Origin of the sequence: Novosphingobium sp. (assembly GCF_965228995.1) — a bacterium.
In the GTDB taxonomy this organism is placed as follows: Bacteria; Pseudomonadota; Alphaproteobacteria; order Sphingomonadales; family Sphingomonadaceae; genus Novosphingobium.
On the sequence record NZ_OZ245852.1, the window covers coordinates 2,618,854 to 2,642,845 of the forward strand.

Sequence of the window (23,992 nt, forward strand, 5' to 3'; positions counted from 1 at the left end):
GAGCCCGCTGCCGAATCGGCCGCGCGCGTGAGCGGCCACTGCCGCAGGATCGAAGGCTAGGACAGACGATGACGTTGGCTGGGGAACGGGATCAGGCCCTGCTGGCACCAATGGCGAATGCCATCCGGGCGCTGGCAATGGACGCGGTCGAGGCCGCCAATTCCGGGCACCCGGGCATGCCGATGGGCATGGCCGACGTGGCGACAGTGCTGTTCACCGAATTCCTCAAATACGATCCCGCCGCGCCCAAGTGGGCGGACCGCGACCGCTTCGTGCTTTCGGCGGGCCATGGCTCGATGCTGATCTACGCGCTGCTCCACCTGACGGGCTATGCCGCGCCGACGATGGCCGATATCCGCAATTTCCGCCAGTTGGGCAGTCCCTGCGCGGGCCACCCTGAAAACGACATGCTGGAAGGCGTCGAATGCACCACCGGTCCGTTGGGGCAGGGCCTTGCCATGGCGGTGGGCATGGCGATTGCCGAGCGGCACCTCAATGCGACGTTCGGCGACGATCTGGTTGACCACAAGACCTGGGTGGTTGCGGGTGACGGCTGCCTGATGGAAGGCGTGAACCACGAGGCGGTCGGCCTCGCGGGAACGCTGGGTCTTGGCCGGCTCAACGTGCTGTGGGACGACAACAAGATCACCATCGACGGCGATACCTCGCTTTCGACGAGCGAGGACATTCTGGCGCGCTACGCCGCGAGCGGTTGGCACACCGCGACGTGCGACGGACATGACTTTGCCGATATCGCCCGCGCTCTCGCCGAAGCCGCTGCCGATCCGCGCCCCTCGCTGGTTTCCTGCCGCACTGTGATCGGCAAGGGCGCGCCCAACAAGCAGGGTGGGCACAACGTGCACGGCTCGCCGCTGGGCAAGTCCGAGATCGAGGCGGCGCGCGCGTATCTGGGCTGGACTTCGGCTCCGTTCGAGATCCCGGCGGACATCATGGCGAACTGGCGCGCAGCCGGGGCCAAGGGTTCTGCAACGCGGGCGGCATGGGAAGCCCGCGCGGCGGCGCATCCGCAAGGGACGGAACTGGCGCGGCGCATGGCGGGCGAGCTGCCTGCCGACACGAGCAGCGCTATCGGCGCCTATATGCAGAGCCTGATCGCCAATCCGCCGACGGTCGCCACGCGCAAGTCGAGCGAGATGGCGCTGGAAGCGCTGACCGCGGCGATCCCCGAGATGATCGGCGGCTCGGCGGACCTCACGGGTTCCAACAACACCAAGACCAAGGCGACCGGGCCGCTGACCAGGGACAGCTACGGCGGCCGCTATGTCTATTACGGCATCCGCGAGTTCGGCATGGCCGCGGCGATGAACGGCATGGCGCTGCACGGGGGCGTGATTCCCTATGGCGGTACGTTCCTCGTGTTTTCGGACTACTGCCGCAATGCGGTGCGCATGTCGGCGCTCCAGCATGTGCGCGCGGTTTATGTGTTCACGCACGATTCGATCGGGCTTGGCGAGGATGGACCGACCCATCAGCCGGTCGAGCATGTCATGTCGCTGCGCATGATCCCCAATCTGCTCGTGTTCCGCCCGGCGGACGCGATCGAGACGGCGGAGGCCTGGAGCCTCGCGCTGGCCAATGCGCACCGCCCGACGGTGCTGGCGCTGACCCGTCAGAACCTCCCGCCGGTCCGCTTCGATGCCGAGATGAAGAGCGCCAAGGGGGCCTACCGCCTCGTCGCCGCGACTGCACCGCGCAAGGTCGTCCTTCTGGCGACGGGTTCGGAAGTGGCGATCGCCATGGACGTGGCGAAGGCGCTCGAGGCAGAGGGCGTGGGCGCGGATGTCGTCTCGTTCCCGTGCTGGGAACTGTTCGACGAGGCTGACGCGGCCTACCGCGCCGACTTGCTGCCGACTGATGCGCTCAAGGTCTCGATCGAGGCGGGCGTGACGCTGGGCTGGCAGAAGTATGTCGGCGATGGCCTCACCATCGGCATCGACAGCTTTGGGGCTTCTGCGCCAGCGCCGGTGCTCTATGACCACTTCGGCCTCGTGCCCGAGAAGATCCTGCCGCGCATCAAGGCGCGGCTTGGCTGAGTTTCGTTACCGCGTTTCGTTATTGCGGGCGCAGCGAAGCTTCGCTCCTCGCAATGACGAAGGCGGGTGGAAGATTGCTAGGAAGGAGTTCTATTATGGCGACGAAGGTTGCGATCAACGGTTTCGGGCGCATCGGGCGCAATGTGGCGCGCGCCATTCTGGAGCGGCCGGACTGCGGGCTGGAGTTGGTTTCGATCAACGATCTGGCGAGCGCCAAGGCTAACGCCCTGCTGTTCAAGCGCGACAGCGTGCATGGCGCATTTTCAGGTACGGTTGAAGTCGAGGGCAACGACCTCGTCATCAACGGCAAGCGCATTGCGGTGACCGCCGAGCGCGATCCCGCCAACCTGCCGCACGGCGCGCAGGGCATCGACATTGTCCTCGAATGCACCGGCTTCTTCACTGACCGCGCTTCGTGCGAGAAGCACCTCGCGGCGGGCGCCAAGAAGGTGCTGATCTCGGCACCGGGCAAGAATGTCGACCTCACCGTCGTCTACGGCGTGAACCACGACAAGCTGACGGCGGAGCACACCATCGTCTCCAACGCTTCGTGCACCACCAACTGCCTTGCACCGTTCGCCAAGGTGCTGAACGACAGCATCGGCATCGTGCGCGGGCTGATGACCACGGTCCACGCCTATACCAACGACCAGAAGATCCTTGACCAGATCCACGACGATCCGCGCCGCGCGCGTGCCGCCGCGATGAGCATGATCCCGACCACCACGGGTGCTGCCCGCGCTGTCGGCGAAGTGCTGCCCGAACTGAAGGGCAAGCTCGACGGTTCGGCGATCCGCGTGCCGACCCCCAACGTCTCGGTGGTGGACCTGACCTTCCAGCCGGCGCGCGACACGACCAAGGACGAAGTCAACGCGCTGCTCAAGGCAGCTTCGGAAGGCGCGCTCAAGGGCGTGCTCGGCTTCAGCGACGAACCGCTGGTCTCGATCGACTACAACCACGATTCGCACAGCTCGACCATCGACAGCCTCGAGACCTCGGTGATCGACGGCAAGCTGGTGCGCGTGCTTTCGTGGTACGACAACGAGTGGGGCTTCTCCAACCGCATGGTCGATACGGCCGGCGTGATGGGCGGGCTTCTTTAAGATCATGGCGACTGCGGGACGTCTTGACGGGATTGCCCGGCACAAGGTGTCCCGCGGACCCATGGAGACGCTGGACCGCGCGTCGGTGACCCCGGACCGGGGGCTGGAGGGCGATTGCCGGGGGCCAGTGCCCGCCGGCAAGAAGGGCAACCGGCAGATCACCGTGATCGAGGCCGAAAGCTGGGCTGCGGCGATTCAGGACCTGGGCGGCGCGGGCGGCCTCGTCTGGTCTGATCGGCGCGCCAACCTCTTGGTATCCGGCGTGCGCCTGCCGCGCGAGGCGGGCAAGGTGATCGCTATCGGCAAGAGCCTGCGCATCGAGGTGCGCTGCGAATGCGATCCTTGCAGCCGGATGGACGCGCTGCGCGAGGGACTTCGCGCGGCGCTGACGCCGGACTGGCGCGGCGGGATCTGCGGGCGGGTGATCAGCGAAGGCGATATTGCCTTGGGCGATGAAGTGAGGATCGAGGAATGAGCGCTTTCAAGACCCTGGACGATATCGGCGACGTGCGCGGCAAGGTCGTGCTGGTGCGCGTGGACCTCAACCTGCCCATGCAGGACGGCGCGGTGACCGATGACACCCGCGTGCAGGCCGCGAAGCCGACGATCCTCGAACTGGCCGACAAGGGCGCCAAAGTGCTGCTGCTGGCCCACTTCGGCCGGCCCAAGGGCGAGCGTGTCTCGACCCAGTCGCTCAGCATGGTGATTGGCGCGGTTGAGCAGGTGCTGGGCCGCGAGGTCATGTTCGTGTCCGAGATCGCCGGGCCGGTGGTGAAGCAGGTTGTCGGCATCTTGCCCGAGGGCGGGATCGCGTGCCTTGAAAACACGCGGTTCTGGAAGGGTGAGGAAAAGAACGATCCCGAACTGGTGAAGGCGATTGCCGCCAATGCGGACATCTATGTGAACGACGCCTTTTCGGCGGCGCACCGCGCGCATGCGACGACCGAAGGCCTTGCGCATGTGCTGCCTGCCTATGCAGGCCGTTCGATGCAGGCGGAACTTGAGGCGCTTGGCAAGGCGCTGGATCATCCCGAGCACCCGGTGTCGGCTGTGGTGGGCGGTGCCAAGGTTTCCTCGAAGCTCGATGTGCTGAAGCACCTTGTCGGCAAAGTCGATCACCTGATCATCGGCGGCGGCATGGCCAACACGTTCCTGGCCGCGCGCGGGGTCGATGTCGGCAAGTCGCTGTGCGAGCACGATCTGGCGCCGACGGCCGAGGCGATTCTCGATGCGGCAGATGCCTCGGGCTGCACCGTGCATCTGCCCTATGACGTGGTCGTCTCGAAGGAATTTGCGGCCAATCCGCCGAGCTTGCGCACCTGCAACGTGCACGAAGTGGCGGCGGACGAGATGATCCTCGATGTGGGTCCGGCGGCAACCGAGGCGCTGGCGGACGTGCTCAAGGTCTGCAAGACGCTGGTGTGGAACGGGCCGCTGGGCGCGTTCGAGACGACGCCGTTCGATACCGCGACCGTGGCGCTCGCGCGGACGGCGGCGGCACTGACGCGCGAGGGTTCGCTGGTTTCGGTGGCGGGCGGCGGCGATACCGTTGCGGCGTTGAGCCATGCCGGGGTTGCGGGCGATTTCACCTATGTTTCGACCGCGGGCGGCGCCTTCCTGGAATGGATGGAAGGCCGCGTACTGCCTGGCGTGGCGGCGCTCGAGGCGTAACGACTCCGATTTTATCGCATGTCGGCCGCGCTGCGATATTGCAGTGCGGCACGAACCGCTTTATGGGGCCGCGCATACGAATGCACCGCGCCAAAAGGGACACGCCATGAACTTTGCCGAGATGAAGTCCAAGATCGCAGCCGGACAAGGGTTTATTGCGGCCTTGGACCAGAGCGGTGGTTCGACCCCCAAGGCGCTCAAGGGCTATGGCATCGAGGAAGGCGCCTGGAGCAGCGACGAGGAAATGTTCGGCCTGATCCACGACATGCGCTGCCGGATCATCCGTTCGGGCGCGTTCAGCGGCGAAAAAGTAATCGGCGCGATCCTGTTCGAGCGCACGATGAATGGCAATGTGGATGGCATGCCCGTGCCCACGGCGCTGATTGAGCAGGGCGTGGTGCCTTTCCTCAAGATCGATCAGGGGCTCGAGGCCGAGTCTGATGGCGTGCAGCTGATGAAGCCGATCAAGGGGCTTGATACGCTGCTCACCCATGCCAAGTCGCTCGGCGTCTTCGGCACCAAGGAGCGTTCGGTGATCAATTCGGCGAGCCGCACAGGTATCGCCGCCGTGGTGGCGCAGCAGTTCGAACTGGCGGCGCAAGTTCTGGCGCACGGTCTGATGCCGATCATCGAACCCGAAGTGAACATCAAGAGCGAAACGCGCGCGGAATGCGACGCGATTCTGCTCGACGAGTTGACCAAGGCGCTCAATGCGCTGCCCGAGGGTACGCAGGTCATGCTCAAGCTCTCGTTGCCGCTGCAGCCGGGCCTGTTTGCATCGCTGACCACGCATCCGGCGGTGCTGCGTGTGGTGGCGCTTTCCGGCGGGTACAGCCGCGGCGATGCGGTTGTCGAGCTCGCCAAGAACCACGGCATCATCGCGAGCTTCAGCCGCGCGCTGCTCGAAGACTTGCGGGCACATATGAACGACGATGAGTTCGATGCGGTGCTGGGCACGGCAATTGACGAGATTCATCACGGATCGACCGTCAAGACGGCCTGAGGCTGGCTCTGCAAGTCCTTTCCAAGGTTCGTCATTGCGAGCGAAGCGAAGCAATCCAGAGCGGCTTGGCACGAACGCTCTGGATTGCTTCGTCGCTGCGCTCCTCGCAATGACGATGTCTTGGGTGGGATTTGCGCTGTCGCCCCCGCCTCGCTAAGGCCCCGGCATGTCTGACCTTGCCTGCCAGCTTTACCTGATCTCGCCGCTCGATGTGGGCGGCCTGTTCCCCGACCGGCTTGCCCGCGCACTTGATGCGGGGCCTGTCGCGGCGTTCCAGTTTCGCGTGAAGGACGTGGCCGAGCACGAAGCTGCGCGGTTGGCCGAGCCGCTGCAGCGCATCTGTGCAGACCGCGAGGTGGCGTTCATCATCAACGATTCGATTTCACTGGCCAAGCGGCTGGAGGCGGATGGGGTTCATCTGGGGCAGGACGATGGCTCGGTCGCCGATGCGCGGGCGCGTCTGGGCAAGGCGGCGCAGATCGGCGTGACCTGCCATGCAAGCCGCCACCTGGCGATGGAAGCAGGCGAGGCGGGGGCGGACTATGTCGCGTTCGGGGCGTTTTTCCCGAGTGCCACCAAGGATACCAAGCATGTCGCCGAGCCCGAGCTGCTGCAATGGTGGTCGCGGTTGTTCGAGCTGCCCTGCGTGGCGATTGGCGGGATCACGGCGACCAACTGCGTGCCGCTGGTGCAGGCGGGGGCAGATTTCCTTGCGGTGAGCCAGGCCGTATGGGGCGGCGACGAGGCGGCGGGCGTGCGCGCCTTGCATGAGGCAATCGCGCAAGCGGCGGGCTGAGCGGGACTACTGCGCCGAAGCGCCTTCATCGGCGCTGTAATCATCGCGGACCGCGCCAGCACGCACGCAGCGCAGTGCCTCACGCTTGCTATCGGGGCCAAGCTTGATCAGCGTCAGCCCTACCTTGACGAAGCGCCTGCCGGCAAAGGGGCCCGAGGTCATCGTGAACTTGTTGCCGAGCAGGAGGTAGGTGCCGCGCACCCCGCCGGCGAGGTAGCTGGAATCAGGCACGATGCTGAAATTGTTCTCCGGGCGCGGAGTGGGCGGGGTGGTGGCGTCACCCGGCAGTTCGCAGGTCCAGCGGCCCTGGCTGACCGTCGACATCACTCCGCCCGGCATGGCCATGGCGGGAGCAGCGGCGAGCAGGACAATTGCGGTTGTGGCAGCGCGGATCATGCCCGCGTGGCTAGCATGCGACGGCGGCTTGAAGCAATCGCCGCTTGGCGCTAAGGGCCGCGCTCCCGCACCCTTTCGGCGTGCATCCCAGTTAGGGCTCTTTCCATCATGAAGATCAGCGGCGTGGACATCCGTCCGGGCAACATCCTGGAATACGAAAAGGGCATCTGGAAGGTTGCCAAGACCCAGCATACCCAGCCCGGCAAGGGCGGCGCGTTCATGCAGGTCGAGATGAAGAACCTGATCGATGGCCGCAAGACCAACGTGCGCTTCCGCAGCCAGGACACGGTCGAGCGCGTGCGCCTCGATACCAAGGACTTCCAGTTCCTCTACAAGGAAGGCGACGACCTGATCTTCATGGACGTGGAAACCTACGACCAGATCACGCTGCCGGCCGACCTCCTGGGCGAAGCTGTGGCTTTCCTGGCAGACGGCATGACCGTGCTGCTCGAAATGTGGGAAGAGCGCCCGATTTCGGTGCAGCTGCCCGAGCAGGTCGAAGCCACGATTGTCGAGGCCGATGCCGTGGTGAAGGGGCAGACCGCTTCTTCCAGCTTCAAGCCCGCGATCCTCGACAACGGCGTGCGTGTGATGGTGCCGCCGTTCATCTCCAGCGGAACGCGGATCGTGGTCGACGTCTACGAGCGTACCTACGTCGGCAAGGTGGGCTGATCCGACATGTCAGCAATATCCGGCTTGATGCGGGTGATGGAGAAGGCGGCCCGCAAGGCCGGCCAGCGGCTGCGCCGTGATTTCGGCGAAGTCGAACACCTCCAGGTGAGCCGCAAGGGGCCGGCGGACTTCGTCTCGAAGGCCGATCAGGCGTCCGAGCGTACGCTGTGGGACGAGCTGCGCGCGGCGCGGCCCGGTTGGGGATTTGTGCTCGAGGAAGGCGGCACGATCGAGGGGGAGCCGGGCAAGCCGCGCTTCATCATCGATCCGCTCGACGGCACCAGCAACTTCCTCCACGGCATCCCGCACTTCGCGATCTCGATCGCCGTGCAGGAACCGACGCTTGACGGCAAGGGCTGGGGCGAGGTGACTGGTGGCATCGTTTATCAGCCGATCACGGACGAGAGCTTCTGGGCCGAAAAGACCCGCGGCGCGTGGCTGCAGGACCGGCGCTTGCGGGTTTCTGCGCGGCGCCATCTGGATGAAGCGCTGATCGCTACCGGAATCCCGTTTTCGGGCCGGGGTGATATGGGCGAGTGGACGCGTATCTACCATGAGCTGGGGCCCCGCGTGGCGGGTATCCGGCGCTTCGGGTCCGCGGCGCTCGATCTCGCCTGGGTGGCGGCGGGCCGCTATGACGGGTTCTGGGAAAGCTCACTGCAGCCGTGGGATACGGCAGCCGGGTGTCTGCTGGTGCGCGAGGCGGGCGGGTTTGTTTCGGACTACCGCGGGCGCTCGCAGCCTATCTGTGACGAGACCGTGCTGGCTGGCAACGATGCGCTCCATTCCAAGCTTCACAAGCTGGTCGTCGGCGCGATCAAGACTGCTTGATGCCCGCCGCGGGGGCGGTTAAACCCCCGCGCAGTGCCCCTGTGGTGGAATGGTAGACGCGACCGACTCAAAATCGGTTATCGAGAGATGTGCCAGTTCGAGTCTGGCCAGGGGCACCATTCTCCTCTCATTCACGATTCAAAACGCCGCTCACCCTGAGCCTGTCGAAGGGTGGCTGGCACAAGCGTTGCGGATGATACTTCGACAAGCTCAGCATGAGCGGGTTTGGAGTTGCGGCCATTGTGGTGGGATCGCATAGCAGGTCTTGCGTTCCCGCTATGTTCGCATTAGGCATCAGCCATGGCCAAACCCAAACGCCGATATGTCTGCCAGGCCTGCGGCGGGGTTTCGCCTCGCTGGCAAGGGCAATGCCCCGATTGCGCGGAATGGAGCACTCTGCAGGAAGATGCGCCGGAGACGGTGTTTTCCTCCAAGCACGATCTTTCGAGCGGCGGGCGCCCGGTGGCGTTCGTGGCGCTCGATCAACCTGTAAAACTGCCCGAGCGGCGCAAGACGGGGCTCGCCGAGTTTGACCGCGCGCTGGGCGGGGGGCTGGTGCCGGGCTCGGCGATTCTCATGGGCGGTGATCCCGGGATCGGCAAATCGACGTTGCTGCTGCAGGCGGCGGCGCGGGTCGCTGCGGCAGGCGGCGACGCGGTCTACATCAGCGGCGAGGAAGCGGCCGATCAGGTGCGGCTGCGGGCTGACCGGCTTGGTCTTGGCACAGCGCCGATCCGGCTCGCGGCGGCGACATCCGTGCGCGATATCCTGACCACGCTGAACACGATGGACCCGCCGGTGCTGGTGGTGATCGATTCGATCCAGACGATGTATTCCGACCAGATCGAGGGCGCACCCGGCACAGTGAGCCAGGTGCGCGGCTGCGCGTTCGAGCTCATCCGCTATGCCAAGGCGAGCGGTGCGGCGCTGGTGCTGGTGGGGCACGTAACCAAGGACGGCACCATTGCGGGGCCGCGCGTGCTCGAACACATGGTCGACGTGGTGATGAGCTTCGAGGGTGAGCGCAGCCACCAGTACCGCATCCTGCGCGCGCTCAAGAACCGCTTTGGCGCGGTGGACGAGATCGGCGTGTTCGCAATGGCGGGGGCGGGGCTGGAAGAAGTCAGCAATCCTTCGCTGCTGTTCCTTTCGGGCCGGGAGAGCCCGGTGCCGGGCAGCGCGGTGTTTCCGGCGCTGGAAGGCACCCGTCCGGTGCTGGTCGAGATTCAGGCGCTAACGGTGCGGCTGCAAAGCGGGGCGACGCCGCGCCGCGCGGTGGTTGGTTGGGACAGCGGGCGGCTTGCCATGTTGCTGGCGGTGCTGGAAGCGCGCTGCGGGCTCAACTTTTCGAGCGCGGAAGTATACCTCAACGTCGCTGGAGGTTATCGTTTGACCGATCCGGCAGCGGATCTAGCAGTGGCGGCGGCGCTCATCTCGGCGCTTTCGGACCGGCCGCTTTCCGGCGCTTCGGCATGGTTCGGCGAAATCTCGCTGGCCGGCGAAGTGCGGCCCGTGGCGCATTCCTCGATCCGGCTGCGCGAGGCGGCGAAGCTTGGGTTCGACAAGGCGCATGGTCCAGCGGGTACTCAGGAGAAAGTGCCGGGGATTACCTACGCACCGATAACTCTGCTGCCGAACCTGGTTGACCGGGTGATGGGCGGCTCGTAGATTTCGCGGCGATGACCGGCTTCGATTATGTTGTTTTCCTGATCGTTGCGGTCTGCGCGATCGGCGGGTTCTTTCGCGGCTTTGTCGAGGAAGTGCTGTCCCTGCTCGCGTGGTGCGTAGGGCTCTTTGCCATTCGCTATGGCCATGAGCCGCTGACGCACTTTCTGACGCCCTACCTCAAGAACGAGACGGGCGCGGGCGTGCTCGCTTTCGCGATCCTCACAATCCTGCCCTTCTTTGCAGCCAAAATGCTGGCCTCATCGGTCGGCAACGCGAGCCGCAATTCGGTGCTAGGGCCGATTGACCGGGTGCTCGGTTTCGGGTTCGGGGCGATCAAGGGCTTTGTCATCATGGTCCTCGGCTTCTCGCTGCTGGTGTTCGGCTATGACATCGTATGGGGCGTTGACGGCCGGCCGACATGGATCACGGCCGCGCGGACGTATCCGTTTCTCAATGCCGCGAGCGAAGAACTGATGACGATCATCGACGATCGCCGCGAGGAGGCCGCGAAGGCAGCCAAGCAGGCGCAGGCGGACAAGGAAAGCGAGCTTGAGACCGCCACGAGGAACGCGGCGAAGAAGGCGGCGCGGCGCGAATTGCAGCGGCGGATCAGCAAGGCGGCGAACGGCGAATGACAACTGCCCAGAAGGCACCGGGCCGCACGCTCTACACGCCCGAGATCCTTGGCGCGGCAACGGCCTTGGCGGATTTCAGCTGGGATGAGAGCCTGCCTTTGCGCGGCGAGGCCCGTTCGCGGCGGTGCGGGAGCACGCTGGCGCTGGGGCTCGCGGTCGATGCCGAGGGGCGGATCAGCGCGCTCGGCCTGCGCCCGCATGCCTGCGCGATCGGGCAGGCGGCGGCCTACGCCTTTGCCAGCGCAGCGAAGGGACGGAGCCGGGAACAGATTGCCGATGCGCGCACAGCGCTGGCGGACTGGCTGGCCGGCACAGCCGAAATGCCCGATTGGCCCGGGATTGCACTGGTCGAGCCCGCGCTCGGCTATCCGGCGCGCCATGGTGCGATCATGCTGGCGTGGGATGCCGCACTGGCGGCATTGGGGTGAGGGCAGGCAAGGTTTGGTCAGGCCTTGTTTGGCCGCTCTGGATTGCTTCATCGCGGCGCTCCTGGCGATGACGAGGAGGAGCGCTGGAATTCTTTGTAATGGCGCACTTTCGCACTGGCCCTCGCTTCGCTACAGCCCGCGTTTCAGGGTGAAGTGCCGGACGGTCTCAAGGTTGCCGGCGAGGGGATGGGAACAACTTGGGCATGCATGAGGTGAATGGCGCACCGGAACCGACTGCGGCGGAAATCCGCCTCGTGGTCGCGGCCTCGTCGGTCGGAACCGTGTTCGAGTGGTACGACTTCTTCATCTACGGCACGCTGGGTGCGATCCTTTCCAAGGCCTTTTTCCCGACCGGCAATGCCACGCTGGAAATGCTGCTGTTCTGGCTCGTGTTTGCGGTCGGCTTCGGCTTTCGCCCGCTCGGCGCGGTGCTGTTCGGCTATCTGGGCGACCGGCTCGGGCGCAAATATACCTTTCTTGTCACCGTCACGCTGATGGGCATCGCCACGGCGGGGGTGGGGCTGATCCCGCCCGCGTCCGCGATCGGCTATGCTGCGCCCGTGCTGGTGATCCTGCTCCGCGTGCTGCAGGGGCTGGCGCTCGGCGGAGAATATGGCGGCGCTGCTGTCTATGTTGCGGAGCATGCCGGGCCCGAACGGCGCGGGTTCTTCACCAGTTTCATCCAGTCGAGCGTGGTTGGCGGTTTCGTGCTCAGCCTTGCGGTGGTGCTGGTCTGCAAGGGCGTGATGAGCAAGGAGATCTGGGAAGCGTGGGGCTGGCGCGTGCCATTCCTGCTGAGCCTGCTGCTGCTGGCGGTTTCGCTGTGGATGCGGCTCAAGCTTTCGGAAAGCCCGGTGTTCAAGGCGATGAAGGACAGCGGCGAGATTGCCGGCAATCCGTTTATCGAGAGCATGACGTATCCCGGGAACATGAAGCGGCTGTTTGTCGCGCTGTTCGGGGTGGCGGCCGGGCTGACGGTGATCTTCTACACCGCGATGTTCACCGGCCTGTCGTTCCTGAAAGGGCCGATGCGGGTTGATGATATGACCGCCGAACTGATCGTGGGCCTTGCCTGCGTGATCGGCATGCCGTTCAGCGTGCTGTTCGGCTACATTTCGGACAAGGTCGGGCGCAAACTGCCGATCGTGCTCGGCTACCTTGCCATGCTGGTGCTGGTGTTCCCGGTGTTCTGGATGATCGGCAGCGCGGCCAATCCCGGCCTGGCCAACATGGCCCGGCGCGAGCCGGTGGCAGTGAGCGGCCCCGATTGCGGCTACAACCCCTTCGCGGCGGAGCAGGCCACGCCGTGCGGCAAGCTGCTGGCAGACCTTTCCGCCTCGGGCGTACGCTATTCGCTGGAGGCGGCGCCTGCGCTTGCGATGAACATCGGTGCCAAGCCGGCTGCGCTGGATGCCTATCCCTGGGCCGAGAAGAGCGCGGCGCGGGGCAAGGTGCTGCAGGCGATGCTGGCCGAGGCGGGTTATGACTTTGCCAAGGTGAAGCCCGATTTCGGCCGCAGCGCGGTGATCGTGCTGGGGCTCGTCGTGCTGATGGCACTGACGGGGGCGACATATGGTCCGGCGGCCTCGGTGCTCGCCGAAATGTTTCCTGCGCGCATCCGCTACAGCTCGATGTCGATCCCCTATCATATTGGCACCGGTTATCTCGGCGGGTTCCTGCCGCTGATTTCGGCGCTGATCGTGGCCAAGACCGGCGATCCTTATGCCGGGCTGTGGTATACCTGGGTGGTGGTGCTGGTGGCCTTCGTGGTCGGGCTCTGGGGGCTGAAGGGCGGGCCGCCAAAGGACTTCGCGCACGATGATGCCTGAAGACCTGCCGCTGCCCCCGGCAGCGCTGCGGCTGCGGCTCGACCGGGCGGCGCTGGCGGCGAACTGGACCGCGCTTGACGGCCTTTCGGGAACGGCGCGAGCAGGCGCGGCGATCAAGGCGGATTGCTATGGGCTGGGTACGCGGGCTGCGGTGCCGGTGCTGGCGGCGGCAGGGTGCCGCGACTGGTTCGTGGCGCATTGGCAGGAAGCGGCAGAGGCGGCGCGCCTTGTCCCGCCGGCGCAGATTTCGATGCTGCACGGACCGATGACGGACGCCGAGGCGGTCTATGCCCGCGCGCTAGGGGTGCGGCCGGTGCTCAATTCGCTGGCGCAAGTGCGGCGCTGGCTGGCCGCAGGGGGCGGAGCTTGCGACCTGATGGTCGATACGGGGATGAGCCGGCTCGGGCTGCCGCTGGCCGAAATCGGCGATCCGGCGGTTGCGTTGCTCGAGATCGAGACCTGCATGAGCCATCTGGCCAGCGCGGACGAGGATTGTGCGCAAAATGCGGCGCAGCTGGCGCGGTTCTGCGAAGCGGCGAGTACCGTGACAGCGCGGCGCTACAGCTTGTGCAACAGTGCCGGGATTGCGCTTGGCGCCGATTATCATTTCGATCTCACCCGGCCGGGGCTGGCACTTTACGGCGGCGTACCGCGCAGCGAGTTTGCCGGGCAGATCGCACAAGTGGCCTTTCCCGAGGCCGCGGTGATCCAGGTCCGCGACCTCGCGGCAGGCGATTCGGTGGGGTACAACGCGACTTTCACCGCGCCCCGACCGATGCGCGCAGGGGTAATAGCGATTGGTTACGCCGATGGTTACCTGCGCTGCTGGTCTGGCCGGGGGCATATGCTCTGGCAGGGGACGCGCTTGCCGGTGCTGGGGCGCGTCTCGATGGACATGACAATCGTTGACCTGTCCCGCGCGGAAAACTGCGGCGAAGGGGACTGGCTTGGTGTGGAATACGCGCTGCCTGAGGCGGCTGCGAACAGCGGTCTATCGCAATACGAGCTGCTGACATCAATGGGGCGCCGATTTGCCAGAATAGAATGAATTGTCGTTATCCCCTCAAGCTTTATTGCGCTGCACATACCGCATCTGCTAATGCCTCTTGCATAAACCCAGCAGGGCGCGAAAAAAATGGCAAACGCAGCGAAGGACGGCGACACCGTCATCATCAAGAAGTACGCGAACCGGCGGCTCTACAACACCCGGACCTCAAGCTACATCACGCTTGATCACCTCGCGCAGATGGTTAAAGAAAACATTGAATTCAAGGTCATGGATGCCAAGACCGGCGCTGATCTGACCCATACGATCCTCACCCAGATCATCATGGAAGAGGAAGCGAGCGGCGAGCAGATGCTGCCGACGAACTTCCTGCGCCAGCTGATATCCATGTACGGCAACTCGATGCAGGCGCTTCTTCCGGGCTATCTTGAGGCCTCGATGGAGCACTTCCGCGAGAACCAAGCCAAGCTGAGGAAGGCGATCGAGGACAGCATCGGCGCCAATCCGCTGGCCCAGATCGCGCAGCGCAACATGGAACTGTTCAAGGCCGCAACGGCTGCGTTCGTGCCCGGTGCGGTGCAGGCGGCCGAAACCGAGAAGAGCGCTGCGGCGCCGGCGGACGACGAACTGGCCGTCTTGCGCAAGCAGATGGCCGACATGCAGAAGAAGCTGGACCAGCTTGCAGGCTGAAGCTGCGCCCAGGCGGGATTGAACGGATCCCGTTTGGGGCGGATTCTTGGTTCGCCGCGATTTCCGAGCCGCGAAATGTTCCATTTCCCTCGAAATCACTCTAACCGGCCAGCATGAATCAGAACGCATCGATCAAGCACGCCCTGCCTGTCCTCAGGCAGGACGATTTCGCCCAGTGGTATCAGGCAGTGATTGCCGAAGCCGAACTCGCCGAGGAATCCGGCGTGCGCGGTTGCATGGTGATCAAGCCGTGGGGCTACGGCATCTGGGAACGCATCCAGAAGCTGATGGACGAACGCATCAAGGAAGCGGGCGTCGAGAACTGCTACTTCCCCCTGTTCATCCCGCTGTCCTACTTCGCGCGCGAGGCCGAACACGTTGAGGGCTTTGCCAAGGAAATGGCGGTCGTCACGCATCACCGGCTGATCGCCGATGGCAAGGGCGGCCTCGTGCCCGATCCCGAGGCGAAGCTGGAAGAGCCGCTGATCGTACGGCCGACTTCGGAGACGGTGATCGGTGCGGCGATGGCGCGGTGGATCCAGTCGTGGCGCGATCTGCCGATGCTGACCAACCAGTGGGCCAACGTGGTGCGGTGGGAAATGCGCACGCGCATGTTCCTGCGTACGAGCGAGTTCCTCTGGCAGGAAGGCCATACCGCGCACGCGGACGAGGCCGATGCGATGGCCGAGACGCTGCGCGCGCTGGAGATGTATCGCAGCTTTGCGGAAGATGTGCTGGCGATGCCGGTGGTCGCGGGCCCGAAGCCCGAGAACGAGCGCTTCCCGGGCGCGGTCGAGACGTTCTCGATCGAGGCGATGATGCAGGACGGCAAGGCGCTGCAGGCGGGCACTTCGCACTATCTGGGCACCACGTTCTCGGAAGCGGCGGGCATTCGCTATCAGGACAAGGAAGGCCAGCAGACGCTGTGCCACACCACGAGCTGGGGCGTTTCCACGCGCATGATCGGCGGCGTGATCATGACGCACGGCGATGATGATGGCCTGCGCACCCCGCCGCGCATCGCGCCGCAGCAGATCGTGATCCTGCCGATGCTGCGCGAAAACGACGGCGATGCTGCGCTGCTCGAATACTGCGCGGGGCTGCGGGCAAAGCTCGCGGCGCTGACGGTGTTCGACGAAAAGGTGCGCGTGCTGCTCGACAAGCGGCCGGGCAAGGCGACTGCCAAGCGCTGGGGCTGGGTCAAGAAGGGCGTGCCGCTCATCCTTGAGATCGGCGGACGCGATGCGGAAGGCGGGCAGGTTTCCGTGCTGCGCCGCGACCGGCTGTGGCGCGAGGATGGCAAGGCCAACTTCATTGGCATGGCGCAGGACGTTTTCGTTGACGCCGCCGCGGGTGAACTGGAAGCGATCCAGACCGGTCTGTTCGAGGAAGCACGCGCGCGGCGCGATGCGCAGATCGAGCGCGGGATCAGCGATCTGGCGGGCCTCGCGGCGTACTTCTCTGAGGACAAGGCCTTTCCGGGCTGGGTGGAGCTGTGCTGGTCGCGCCCGACCGGGGCGGCGCTCGACACGGTGGTGGAGCAGCTCAAGGCGCTCAAGCTGACGATCCGCAACACGCCGATGGATGCGGCGCCGGTGGTGGGGCTGTGCCCGTTTACGGGTGAGCCGGCGGTGGAGCGCATTCTTGTGGCGCGAGCTTATTGACCTTTTGGGGCAGGCGGGGCGCCTAAAATCCCGGCTTCGCTCGACACGAACGAAAGTTAGGATATTGGTCGGATCATGAAGGCCCTTTTCGCGCTCCCGCTGCTCGCCCTTGTCGTTCCTGTTGCTGCTCACGCTGCGCCTGATGACAGCGTCTCGCAAGTCCGGCTCGAGGCCGATATTGCGCGGCTTGTCGCGTTCGGGACGCGGCATACGCTGTCATCACAGGAAGATCCCAAGCGCGGGATCGGCGCAGCGCGCACGTGGGCGGAAGGCGAATTTCGCAAGACGAGCGCTGGCTGCGGCGGGTGCCTCGAGATCGTGCTGCCCGAGACGACGGTGCAAGGCGAGCGCATTCCGAGCCCGACGCGGCTGATTGATGTCGTGGCGATCCAGCGCGGGACCTTGCGGCCCAACGAAGTCGTGATCGTGCAGGGGCATATCGACAGCCGCAATTCCGATGCGCTGGATGCCAAGGGCGACGCGCCGGGTGCGAACGATGATGGTTCGGGCACCGCGCTGGTGCTCGAAGCGGCGCGGGCGCTTTCGAAAACGAAGTTTGCGGGGACGATTGTCTATGCTGTGCTCTCGGGCGAGGAGCAGGGGCTTTATGGCGGCAAGGTGCTGGCAGACTATGCCAAGGCGCAGGGCTGGACGGTGAAAGCCGTGCTCAACAACGATATCGTCGGCAATTCGCGCGGGTCCGACGGGCTGCTGGACGATGCCCATGTGCGCGTGTTTTCCGAAGGGCCGCGCGCCGATGCCAGTGCTGCGCGGCTTGACGCGCAGCGCGCCATCGGCGGGGAGAACGACAGTCCTTCGCGCAATCTCTCGCGCTGGCTGGCGGGGCTGGGAGACAACGGGCTTGCCGTGCGCCAGGTCTGGCGGGCAGACCGCATGGGTCGCGGCGGGGATCACCTGCCGTTTCAGGAAGCAGGCTATCCGGCCGTGCGGTTTACCGTGGCCGTGGAGAACTATGAGCGGCAGCACCAGAACGTGCGGACCGAGGCCGGACGCCCGTTTGGCGACACGGTCGAGGCAATGGACTTTGCCTACCTCGCGCGGGTGACGCGGCTTAATGTGCGCGCGCTGGCAGCGCTGGCAGCGGCGCCGATGCCGCCAGCGGCCAAAGTCACGGCGGCGGTGCAGACCTTCACCGATGTCGACTGGACGGCGGTGCCAGGCGCGGCGCGCTACCGCGTGTGGCAGCGGCGAACGGATGCGCCGGGCTGGGACGCAAAGCCGCTGGCCGAGACCGATGCGACGCATCTGCGGCTTGACGGCGTACGCGGGGACGATTGGTTCTTCGGGGTGAGTTCGGTGGCAGCGGACGGCGCGGAGAGCCCGATTGCTTCGGCAGTGCCCGGCGGCGACTATCGGCCCGAGGCGGCAGCAAAGCGCTGACCTTGCCATTGGGGCCGTCAGGGGCCAGAGGTCTTCGATGGCACTTCGCAAGCAGACGCCCAACGGGCCCGACGGACTTCCCACTCGCCAGCAGGTGCTGGACTTCATCGCTGCAAGTGAAGAACCGGCGGGCAAGCGCGAGATTGCCAAGGGCTTCGGGCTCAAGGGCACCGAGAAGATCGCGCTGAAAGCGCTGCTGAGGGACATGGCCGAGGAAGGCCTGATCGACGGCAATCGCAGCGCGTTTCATCGCATGGGCGGAGTGCCGAAGGTGACGGTGCTGCGTGTGCTGGAGATCGAGGACGGGCAGCCGCTGGCGATTCCGGATACCTGGCAGCCCGATGACGGCGCGCCGCCGCCGCGCGTGCGGATCATCGAGCCGCGCGGAAAGGGCAAGAGCGCGCAGGCCGCGCTCAAGGTGGGCGACCGCGTGCTCGCGCGCACCGAGGAAGCAGGCCGGGGCCTCATCGCGCATGTGATGAAGAAGCTGCCGACGCGGACCGAGCAAGTGCTGGGCGTGGTTGAGTTCGACGGGGCGGGCAAGCCCTGGCTCGCGCCTGTGGACAAACGTGTGCGCAACGCTGTGGCTATCTCGGATCTTGGCGGGGCGGCGGCAGGCCAGCTCGTGCTGGGCGAGCCGGTGAGCAAGAGCCCACGCGCGGGCCTCAAAATCACCGAAGTGCTGGGCGATCCGCTGGCGCCGCGCGCGTTCAGCCTGATCGCGATCCACAAGCATGGCATTCCCTTCGCCTTTGCGCAGGATGCAATCGACGAAGCGGCGATTGCGGCCGGGATGGCGCTCTCCGAGGATGCCCGCGAGGACTTGCGTGCGCTTCCCATCGTGGCCATCGACCCGGCGGATGCGCGCGACCACGACGATGCGATCTGGGCCGAGCCGGATGGCGAGGGCGGCTTCCGCGCAGTTGTCGCGATTGCGGACGTGAGCTTCTATGTGCGGCCCGGCGGGGCAGTGGACCGCGAGGCGAGGAAGCGCGGCAATTCGGTCTACTTCCCCGACCGCGTGGTGCCGATGCTGCCGCATGTGCTGAGTTCGGACGTCTGTTCGTTGAAAGTCGGCGCGGACCGGGCGGCGATGGCCTGCCACCTTACGATCGATGCCGAAGGGCACGTGACCGGCTGGCGCTTTACCCGGGCGCTGGTGCGGATCGCCGAAGTGCTTGCCTACGAGGAAGCGCAGCGGCGGATCGATGCGCGTGAAGCCGCGCCGCATCTCCAGAACCTCTGGGCTGCGTGGAGGCTGCTGGAGAAGGCCCGTGGAAAACGCGATCCGCTGGAGCTGGAGCTTCCGGAGCGGCGCGTGGTGCTCGACGAGAAGGGCAAGATCGCCGAAATCGCCATCCGCGAACGGCTCGATGCGCACCGCGTGGTCGAGGACTTCATGATCGCGGCAAACGTCGCGGCGGCGAAAGCGCTGGAGGCCAAGGTCGCGCCAGTGGTCTACCGCATCCACGAACCGCCGAGCCGTGAGAAGCTGGTGGCGCTGAAGGACTATCTCGCGACGTTCGGCCGCAAGCTGGCACTGGGGCAGGTGATCACCCCGGGGCTGTTCAACCGCATGCTCAAGGATGTGACCGACGAGGCCGAGAAGGCGCTGGTCATGGAAGCGGTGCTGCGCAGCCAGACTCAGGCCTATTACGGGCCGCGCAATGCGGGGCACTTCGGCCTGGCGCTGGGCAGCTATGCGCACTTCACTTCGCCGATCCGGCGCTATTCGGACTTGCTGGTCCACCGCGCGCTGGTCGATTCGTGGCATCTAGAGCAGCCGCGGCCCGAAGCGCGCGAGCTTCCGGCAACTTCCGGCCTTTCGGATCGGGATCGCAGCGATCTCGCGCGGATCAGCGATGCCATTTCCAAGGCCGAGCGCCGCGCGATGGAAGCCGAGCGCGAGACGATCGACCGCTATGTGGCGGCATGGCTATCGGCCCGGGTGGGCGAGGTGTTTGATACCCGGATCACCGGCGTGCAGAAGTTCGGCCTGTTTGCCACGATCATCGGCCTCGGCGGTGACGGGCTGGTGCCGATCTCGACCCTGGGGGCCGAGCGCTTTGCCCATGACGAGAAGCGGCAGGTGCTGGTCGGCGAGGAAACCGGCGAGACTTTTGCGATGGGGATGATCCTGAAGCTGCGGCTGGCCGAAGCCAATCCGCTGACGGGCGCGCTCAAGTTCGAGCCGGTCGATCTGCCGGACGGCGCCGGACGGATCGAGCCACGCGGCGGGCGGCCTCACGACCGGGGGCCGAAAACGGCCGGCGGCTTCATGCAGGGACCGCGCGGGCGGCCGCGCAATATCCGGCATCAGGGGCGCAAGCGGTAGGACGCGGCAGGTCCTGAACCTAGCTGAACGAATCGATGCCGCTCTCGTCGATCCCGCCCGGCACGATCATCAGCACGCAGGGCAATTGGCCAAGGTGCGAGGTAAAGTGCGTGACGAGCGGGCCGGGGTTACCCTCGGCAGCAGCGCCCAGCACCAGAGCGGAAACTTCGGGATGTTCGCCGAGGTATTCGCGCACGACTTGCGGCCCGCTGCCGGTGCGCACCGCGACGGCGGGTTCGAGGCCGGATTCGCTGGCCAGGCTGCCGGCGGCAGCGCGGGCGAGATCTTCGGCGCGCTCGCGGGCTTCCGCTTCGATTGTCGCCTGAATGCTGCCGAACACCACAAATTCCTGCCGGGGCACCAGCGCGAGGATGTGAACGGTGCCGCCGGTGCGCACCGCGCGGCGGGCGGCAAAGCGCAACGCACGGTCGGCTTCCTCGGTATCGTCCATGATGACGAGATAGACGCGCTGTTTCGCGCGCGCCTCGGCGCCCGGCCTGCCTTCAGCCTCGCTTGCCATGCCAACCATGCTGCCCCCTTGCGATAAGGTCACTTTACACGCCAATCGCACTGCCGGTCATTCGACAGGGTCATGCGTATTGGCCTAATTCGTATGCGGGGCAAGCGCCAAGAGACTTGACCCGCCCTGCGCGGGTGGCGAAATGGCGCCCCATGTGCCAAGAGGCACGCGCAAGGCAGGGGTAGCCGGATGGTCTGTCCCCGCGCGTGGCCCCGCTAACCAGGCCCCGGTAACCATTAGGGAAAAGAGCTGCCCATGCCGATCCAGATCAAGATGCCCGCGCTGTCACCCACGATGGAGGAAGGCACGCTGGCCAAGTGGCTGGTGAAGGTGGGCGACACCGTCAAATCCGGCGACATCATGGCCGAGATCGAGACCGACAAGGCGACCATGGAATTTGAAGCCGTCGATGAGGGCACAGTGGTCGCCATCGAGGTTTCCGAAGGCACCGAGGGCGTGAAAGTCGGCACCGTGATCGCGACGATTGCGGGTGAGGATGAAGGCGATGCCACACCGGCGGCGGCTGCGGCTCCGGCGGCTGCTGCACCGGCGCCTGTTGCTGCGCCGGACCCCGCACCTGTCGCGGCTGCGCCTGCTCCGGCGGCTCCGGCTGCGCCTGCACCCGTTGCGGCGGCCCCGGCACCGGCCGCTCCGACGGGTGATCGCATCGTGGCAAGCCCGCTCGCCAAGCGCATCGCCGGAGAGAAGGGCATCGATCTCAGCACGGTCACCGGCAGCGGCCCGCATGGGCGGATCATCAAGGCCGATCTCGATGCGGCTCCGGCGGCAGCACCGGCTGCGGCTCCCGCGGTGGCCGCTCCGGTCATGGCGCCTGCCGCGGTAGCTGCTCCGGCTCCGGCTCCGGCGCCCGCGCCGTTCAGCACCGATATTCCGCACGAGGCCGTCAAGCTTTCCTCGATGCGCAAGACCATCGCGCGCCGCCTGACCGAGGCCAAGGCGACGGTGCCGCACTACTATCTCACTGTCGATATCAGCCTGGACAAGCTGCTGAAGCTGCGCGCCGAATTGAACTCCGCCCTCGCTGGCCAGGGCGTGAAGCTCTCGGTCAACGACCTGCTGATCAAGGCGCTGGGCAAGGCGCTGATTCTCGCGCCCGATGCCAATGTCAGCTTCGCGGGCGACACGCTGATCCGCTATTTGCGCGCCGACATTGCGGTCGCGGTTTCGATCCCGGGCGGGCTGATCACGCCGATCGTGACGGGGGCCGACGTCAAGTCGATCTCGGCCATCCAGAAGGACATGGCGGACCTTGCCGCGCGGGCGAAGGCGGGCAAGCTGGCGCCGCACGAGTATCAGGGCGGAACGGCCAGCCTTTCCAACCTCGGCATGTTCGGGATCAAGCAGTTCGAGGCGGTGATCAATCCGCCGCAGGGCATGATCATGGCGATCGGCGCGGGCGAGAAGCGCCCCTATGTGATCGACGATGCGCTGGGCATTGCCACCGTCATGTCCGCCACCGGCAGCTTCGACCACCGCGCCATCGACGGGGCGGAAGGCGCGCAGCTGATGCAGGCGTTCAAGACGCTAGTGGAAGCGCCGCTTTCGCTGGTGGCATGAACGAGGCGACGTTCCTGAAGCTGCGCCGTGCGGCGGAGGTTACGGGATACCTGTTCATTTGCGTTACCCCTCTAATTTTTATTTTGAAATCAATGGAATATAATGGCCGAGGGGATGATACCTGGCAGTACTCCCTCGGCTACGGCATGGCCTGCGTGGGCGCTGCCAAGATCTTTACCGAGGCGACGACGACTAGCAAAATTGTGTTTGCGGTCTTGCTGATCCAGGTAGCATTGATGGTGCTGGGCATAGCCTTCAATATATAGCGCTGATCTTGATTTGAGGAACTTATGGCTGACCAATACGACCTTCTCGTTCTCGGCTCGGGCCCCGGCGGCTATGTCGCGGCGATCCGCGCGGCGCAGCTGGGCCTCAAGGTCGGCATTGTCGAGCGCGAGCTGCTCGGCGGCATTTGCCTCAATTGGGGCTGCATTCCGACCAAGGCGCTGCTGCGGTCTGCCGAAGTGTTCAACCAGATGAAGCACGCCGCGAGCTATGGCCTCGCCGCCGACAACATCCGCGCGGATATCGATGCGGTGGTGAAACGTTCGCGCGGGGTGGCCAAGCAGCTCAACCAGGGCGTGACGCACCTGATGCGCAAGAACAAGATCACCGTGCACATGGGCACCGGCGTTTTGAAAGGCGCAGGGCAGGTCGAAGTGACGGGCGAGAAGGGCACCGAGACCATCTCGGCCAAGCACGTGATCGTGGCTACGGGTGCGCGCGCCCGCGATCTGCCGTTTGCCAAGGCGGACGGGAACCGCATCTGGACCTACCGCCACGCGATGGTGCCGCCCGCAATGCCGAGCAAGCTGCTGGTTATCGGTTCGGGCGCGATCGGCATCGAATTTGCCAGCTTCTACAACGATATGGGCGCGGATGTTACGGTCGTCGAAATGATGGACCGGATCGTGCCGGTGGAAGATGCCGAAGTTTCGGCATTCCTCGAGAAGTCGCTGACCAAGCAGGGCATCAAGATCCTCACCGGTGCGGGCGTCGAGAGCATCGCGACGAGCGCCGCCGGCGTGAAGGCCAAGATCAAGGGCAAGGACGGCTCCGCGGCCGAACACGATTTCAGCCATGTGATCGTGGCCGTCGGTATCGTGCCCAACACCGAGAACATCGGGCTTGAAGCGCTGGGCGTGCAGGCGGAGCGCGGGATCATCGCCATCGACGGCTATGGCCGCACCAATGTACCCGGCGTCTGGGCCATCGGCGACGTGACACCCGGGCCGTGGCTGGCACACAAGGCGAGCCACGAAGGCGTGATTGCCTCCGAGGCCATCGCGCAGGCGCTGGGCAATACCGAAGTCCACCCGCATCCGATGGACCGGCTCAACATTCCCGGCTGCACCTACTGCCACCCGCAGGTGGCCAGCGTGGGGCTGACCGAGGCGAAGGCCAAGGAAGCGGGCTACGAGCTCAAGGTAGGCACGTTCCCGTTCATCGGCAACGGCAAGGCGATTGCGCTGGGCGAGGCGGAAGGCTTCATCAAGACGGTGTTCGATGCCGCAACCGGCGAGCTGCTCGGTGCGCACATGATCGGCGCGGAAGTGACCGAGCTCATCCAGGGTTATGTCGTGGGCAAGACGCTCGAGACGACCGAGGCCGAGCTTATGCACACCGTCTTCGCGCATCCCACGCTGTCTGAGATGATGCACGAAAGCGTGCTCGCAGCTTACGGGCGCGCGATCCACATCTGATGTTCCGGG

General features: G+C 65.5%; 22 protein-coding genes and 1 tRNA gene. 21 read left to right on the forward strand and 2 right to left on the reverse strand.

The genetic code is table 11. From position 1 onward, the window contains the following. Positions 1–68 precede the first annotated feature (68 nt). From tkt to thiE, 6 genes are all read left to right on the forward strand, one after another. The gene (tkt, locus tag ACO056_RS11905) at positions 69–2,054 is read left to right on the forward strand and encodes a transketolase (RefSeq protein WP_421846963.1); all 1,986 of its coding nucleotides are present in this window, start codon (positions 69–71) and stop codon (positions 2,052–2,054) included. A gap of 95 nt (positions 2,055–2,149) precedes the next feature. Next, a complete protein-coding gene (gap, locus tag ACO056_RS11910) occupies positions 2,150–3,157 on the forward strand; it encodes a type I glyceraldehyde-3-phosphate dehydrogenase (protein WP_421846965.1) in 1,008 nt (335 codons plus the stop codon). Positions 3,158–3,203: 46 nt separating this feature from the next. Next, the gene (locus ACO056_RS11915) at positions 3,204–3,632 is read left to right on the forward strand and encodes an MOSC domain-containing protein (RefSeq protein WP_421846967.1); all 429 of its coding nucleotides are present in this window, start codon (positions 3,204–3,206) and stop codon (positions 3,630–3,632) included. After that, positions 3,629–4,828, forward strand: a complete 1,200-nt coding sequence (locus ACO056_RS11920; RefSeq protein WP_421846969.1) for a phosphoglycerate kinase — start codon at positions 3,629–3,631, stop codon at positions 4,826–4,828. The genes ACO056_RS11915 and ACO056_RS11920 overlap by 4 nt, the downstream gene beginning before the upstream one ends. Positions 4,829–4,934: 106 nt before the next feature. Further along, the gene (locus ACO056_RS11925) at positions 4,935–5,831 is read left to right on the forward strand and encodes a fructose bisphosphate aldolase (protein WP_421846971.1); all 897 of its coding nucleotides are present in this window, start codon (positions 4,935–4,937) and stop codon (positions 5,829–5,831) included. Between the two features lie 166 nt (positions 5,832–5,997). Further along, the gene (gene thiE / locus ACO056_RS11930; RefSeq protein WP_421846973.1) at positions 5,998–6,627 is read left to right on the forward strand and encodes a thiamine phosphate synthase; all 630 of its coding nucleotides are present in this window, start codon (positions 5,998–6,000) and stop codon (positions 6,625–6,627) included. 6 nt (positions 6,628–6,633) lie between these two features. Here the strand turns inward: thiE and ACO056_RS11935 are convergent, their stop codons facing one another. Next, the gene (locus ACO056_RS11935) at positions 6,634–7,023 is read right to left on the reverse strand and encodes a hypothetical protein (RefSeq protein WP_421846975.1); all 390 of its coding nucleotides are present in this window, start codon (positions 7,021–7,023) and stop codon (positions 6,634–6,636) included. Positions 7,024–7,131: 108 nt separating this feature from the next. Between ACO056_RS11935 and efp the strand changes: the two genes are divergently transcribed. From efp to ACO056_RS11995, 12 genes are all read left to right on the forward strand, one after another. Next, positions 7,132–7,695, forward strand: a complete 564-nt coding sequence (gene efp, locus ACO056_RS11940; protein WP_421846977.1) for an elongation factor P — start codon at positions 7,132–7,134, stop codon at positions 7,693–7,695. Between the two features lie 6 nt (positions 7,696–7,701). After that, entirely contained in the window at positions 7,702–8,526 is an 825-nt protein-coding gene (locus ACO056_RS11945) for an inositol monophosphatase family protein (RefSeq protein ID WP_421846979.1), read from the forward strand. A gap of 35 nt (positions 8,527–8,561) precedes the next feature. Then, positions 8,562–8,645 (forward strand) — tRNA-Leu (locus tag ACO056_RS11950). A 181-nt stretch (positions 8,646–8,826) separates the two neighbouring features. Next, complete coding sequence (gene radA / locus ACO056_RS11955) at positions 8,827–10,194, forward strand: DNA repair protein RadA (protein WP_421846981.1); 1,368 nt, start codon at positions 8,827–8,829, stop codon at positions 10,192–10,194. An 11-nt stretch (positions 10,195–10,205) separates the two neighbouring features. After that, on the forward strand, positions 10,206–10,829 hold the full coding sequence (locus tag ACO056_RS11960) for a CvpA family protein (RefSeq protein ID WP_421846983.1): 624 nt from the start codon (positions 10,206–10,208) through the stop codon (positions 10,827–10,829). Further along, positions 10,826–11,257 (forward strand): iron-sulfur cluster assembly scaffold protein, encoded by a 432-nt coding sequence (locus ACO056_RS11965; RefSeq protein ID WP_421846985.1) that lies wholly within the window; start codon positions 10,826–10,828, stop codon positions 11,255–11,257. Before ACO056_RS11960 ends, ACO056_RS11965 begins: the two co-directional genes overlap by 4 nt. 203 nt (positions 11,258–11,460) lie before the next feature. Next, positions 11,461–13,086 (forward strand): MFS transporter, encoded by a 1,626-nt coding sequence (locus ACO056_RS11970; protein WP_421846987.1) that lies wholly within the window; start codon positions 11,461–11,463, stop codon positions 13,084–13,086. Continuing rightward, the gene (gene alr, locus ACO056_RS11975) at positions 13,076–14,134 is read left to right on the forward strand and encodes an alanine racemase (protein WP_421846989.1); all 1,059 of its coding nucleotides are present in this window, start codon (positions 13,076–13,078) and stop codon (positions 14,132–14,134) included. Before ACO056_RS11970 ends, alr begins: the two co-directional genes overlap by 11 nt. Positions 14,135–14,221: 87 nt before the next feature. Beyond that, a complete protein-coding gene (gene phaR, locus ACO056_RS11980; protein WP_421846991.1) occupies positions 14,222–14,782 on the forward strand; it encodes a polyhydroxyalkanoate synthesis repressor PhaR in 561 nt (186 codons plus the stop codon). A gap of 113 nt (positions 14,783–14,895) precedes the next feature. After that, positions 14,896–16,446 (forward strand): aminoacyl--tRNA ligase-related protein, encoded by a 1,551-nt coding sequence (locus ACO056_RS11985; protein WP_421846993.1) that lies wholly within the window; start codon positions 14,896–14,898, stop codon positions 16,444–16,446. A gap of 75 nt (positions 16,447–16,521) precedes the next feature. Next, a complete protein-coding gene (locus tag ACO056_RS11990; RefSeq protein ID WP_421846995.1) occupies positions 16,522–17,847 on the forward strand; it encodes a M20/M25/M40 family metallo-hydrolase in 1,326 nt (441 codons plus the stop codon). A 37-nt stretch (positions 17,848–17,884) separates the two neighbouring features. Further along, positions 17,885–20,182 carry a ribonuclease R family protein gene (locus ACO056_RS11995; RefSeq protein WP_421846997.1) on the forward strand — a complete coding sequence of 766 codons (2,298 nt, stop codon included), beginning with the start codon at positions 17,885–17,887 and terminating at the stop codon, positions 20,180–20,182. Positions 20,183–20,201: 19 nt separating this feature from the next. Here the strand turns inward: ACO056_RS11995 and ACO056_RS12000 are convergent, their stop codons facing one another. Next, entirely contained in the window at positions 20,202–20,702 is a 501-nt protein-coding gene (locus ACO056_RS12000) for a universal stress protein (RefSeq protein ID WP_421846999.1), read from the reverse strand. A gap of 255 nt (positions 20,703–20,957) precedes the next feature. Here ACO056_RS12000 and ACO056_RS12005 point away from each other — a divergent pair, with 255 nt between their 5' ends. From ACO056_RS12005 to lpdA, 3 genes are read left to right on the forward strand one after another with little or no spacing between them, the layout of a single operon-like run. After that, positions 20,958–22,280: a pyruvate dehydrogenase complex dihydrolipoamide acetyltransferase gene (locus ACO056_RS12005; RefSeq protein WP_421847001.1), complete on the forward strand. Its 1,323-nt coding sequence runs from the start codon at positions 20,958–20,960 to the stop codon at positions 22,278–22,280. Beyond that, entirely contained in the window at positions 22,277–22,546 is a 270-nt protein-coding gene (locus tag ACO056_RS12010) for a hypothetical protein (RefSeq protein ID WP_421847003.1), read from the forward strand. Before ACO056_RS12005 ends, ACO056_RS12010 begins: the two co-directional genes overlap by 4 nt. Before the next feature lie 24 nt (positions 22,547–22,570). Continuing rightward, a complete protein-coding gene (gene lpdA, locus ACO056_RS12015; RefSeq protein WP_421847005.1) occupies positions 22,571–23,983 on the forward strand; it encodes a dihydrolipoyl dehydrogenase in 1,413 nt (470 codons plus the stop codon). Positions 23,984–23,992 lie beyond the last annotated feature (9 nt).

What these genes read in the sequence shown, in the direction of transcription:
- tkt (WP_421846963.1), top strand. Translation starts at nt 69, where the DNA reads ATGACGTTGGCTGGGGAACGGGATCAGGCCCTGCTGGCACCAATGGCG.
- gap (WP_421846965.1), top strand. Translation starts at nt 2,150, where the DNA reads ATGGCGACGAAGGTTGCGATCAACGGTTTCGGGCGCATCGGGCGCAAT.
- ACO056_RS11920 (WP_421846969.1), top strand. Translation starts at nt 3,629, where the DNA reads ATGAGCGCTTTCAAGACCCTGGACGATATCGGCGACGTGCGCGGCAAG.
- ACO056_RS11925 (WP_421846971.1), top strand. Translation starts at nt 4,935, where the DNA reads ATGAACTTTGCCGAGATGAAGTCCAAGATCGCAGCCGGACAAGGGTTT.
- thiE (WP_421846973.1), top strand. Translation starts at nt 5,998, where the DNA reads ATGTCTGACCTTGCCTGCCAGCTTTACCTGATCTCGCCGCTCGATGTG.
- ACO056_RS11935 (WP_421846975.1), bottom strand. Translation starts at nt 7,023, where the DNA reads ATGATCCGCGCTGCCACAACCGCAATTGTCCTGCTCGCCGCTGCTCCC.
- efp (WP_421846977.1), top strand. Translation starts at nt 7,132, where the DNA reads ATGAAGATCAGCGGCGTGGACATCCGTCCGGGCAACATCCTGGAATAC.
- ACO056_RS11945 (WP_421846979.1), top strand. Translation starts at nt 7,702, where the DNA reads ATGTCAGCAATATCCGGCTTGATGCGGGTGATGGAGAAGGCGGCCCGC.
- radA (WP_421846981.1), top strand. Translation starts at nt 8,827, where the DNA reads ATGGCCAAACCCAAACGCCGATATGTCTGCCAGGCCTGCGGCGGGGTT.
- ACO056_RS11960 (WP_421846983.1), top strand. Translation starts at nt 10,206, where the DNA reads ATGACCGGCTTCGATTATGTTGTTTTCCTGATCGTTGCGGTCTGCGCG.
- ACO056_RS11965 (WP_421846985.1), top strand. Translation starts at nt 10,826, where the DNA reads ATGACAACTGCCCAGAAGGCACCGGGCCGCACGCTCTACACGCCCGAG.
- ACO056_RS11970 (WP_421846987.1), top strand. Translation starts at nt 11,461, where the DNA reads ATGCATGAGGTGAATGGCGCACCGGAACCGACTGCGGCGGAAATCCGC.
- alr (WP_421846989.1), top strand. Translation starts at nt 13,076, where the DNA reads ATGATGCCTGAAGACCTGCCGCTGCCCCCGGCAGCGCTGCGGCTGCGG.
- phaR (WP_421846991.1), top strand. Translation starts at nt 14,222, where the DNA reads ATGGCAAACGCAGCGAAGGACGGCGACACCGTCATCATCAAGAAGTAC.
- ACO056_RS11985 (WP_421846993.1), top strand. Translation starts at nt 14,896, where the DNA reads ATGAATCAGAACGCATCGATCAAGCACGCCCTGCCTGTCCTCAGGCAG.
- ACO056_RS11990 (WP_421846995.1), top strand. Translation starts at nt 16,522, where the DNA reads ATGAAGGCCCTTTTCGCGCTCCCGCTGCTCGCCCTTGTCGTTCCTGTT.
- ACO056_RS11995 (WP_421846997.1), top strand. Translation starts at nt 17,885, where the DNA reads ATGGCACTTCGCAAGCAGACGCCCAACGGGCCCGACGGACTTCCCACT.
- ACO056_RS12000 (WP_421846999.1), bottom strand. Translation starts at nt 20,702, where the DNA reads ATGGCAAGCGAGGCTGAAGGCAGGCCGGGCGCCGAGGCGCGCGCGAAA.
- ACO056_RS12005 (WP_421847001.1), top strand. Translation starts at nt 20,958, where the DNA reads ATGCCGATCCAGATCAAGATGCCCGCGCTGTCACCCACGATGGAGGAA.
- ACO056_RS12010 (WP_421847003.1), top strand. Translation starts at nt 22,277, where the DNA reads ATGAACGAGGCGACGTTCCTGAAGCTGCGCCGTGCGGCGGAGGTTACG.
- lpdA (WP_421847005.1), top strand. Translation starts at nt 22,571, where the DNA reads ATGGCTGACCAATACGACCTTCTCGTTCTCGGCTCGGGCCCCGGCGGC.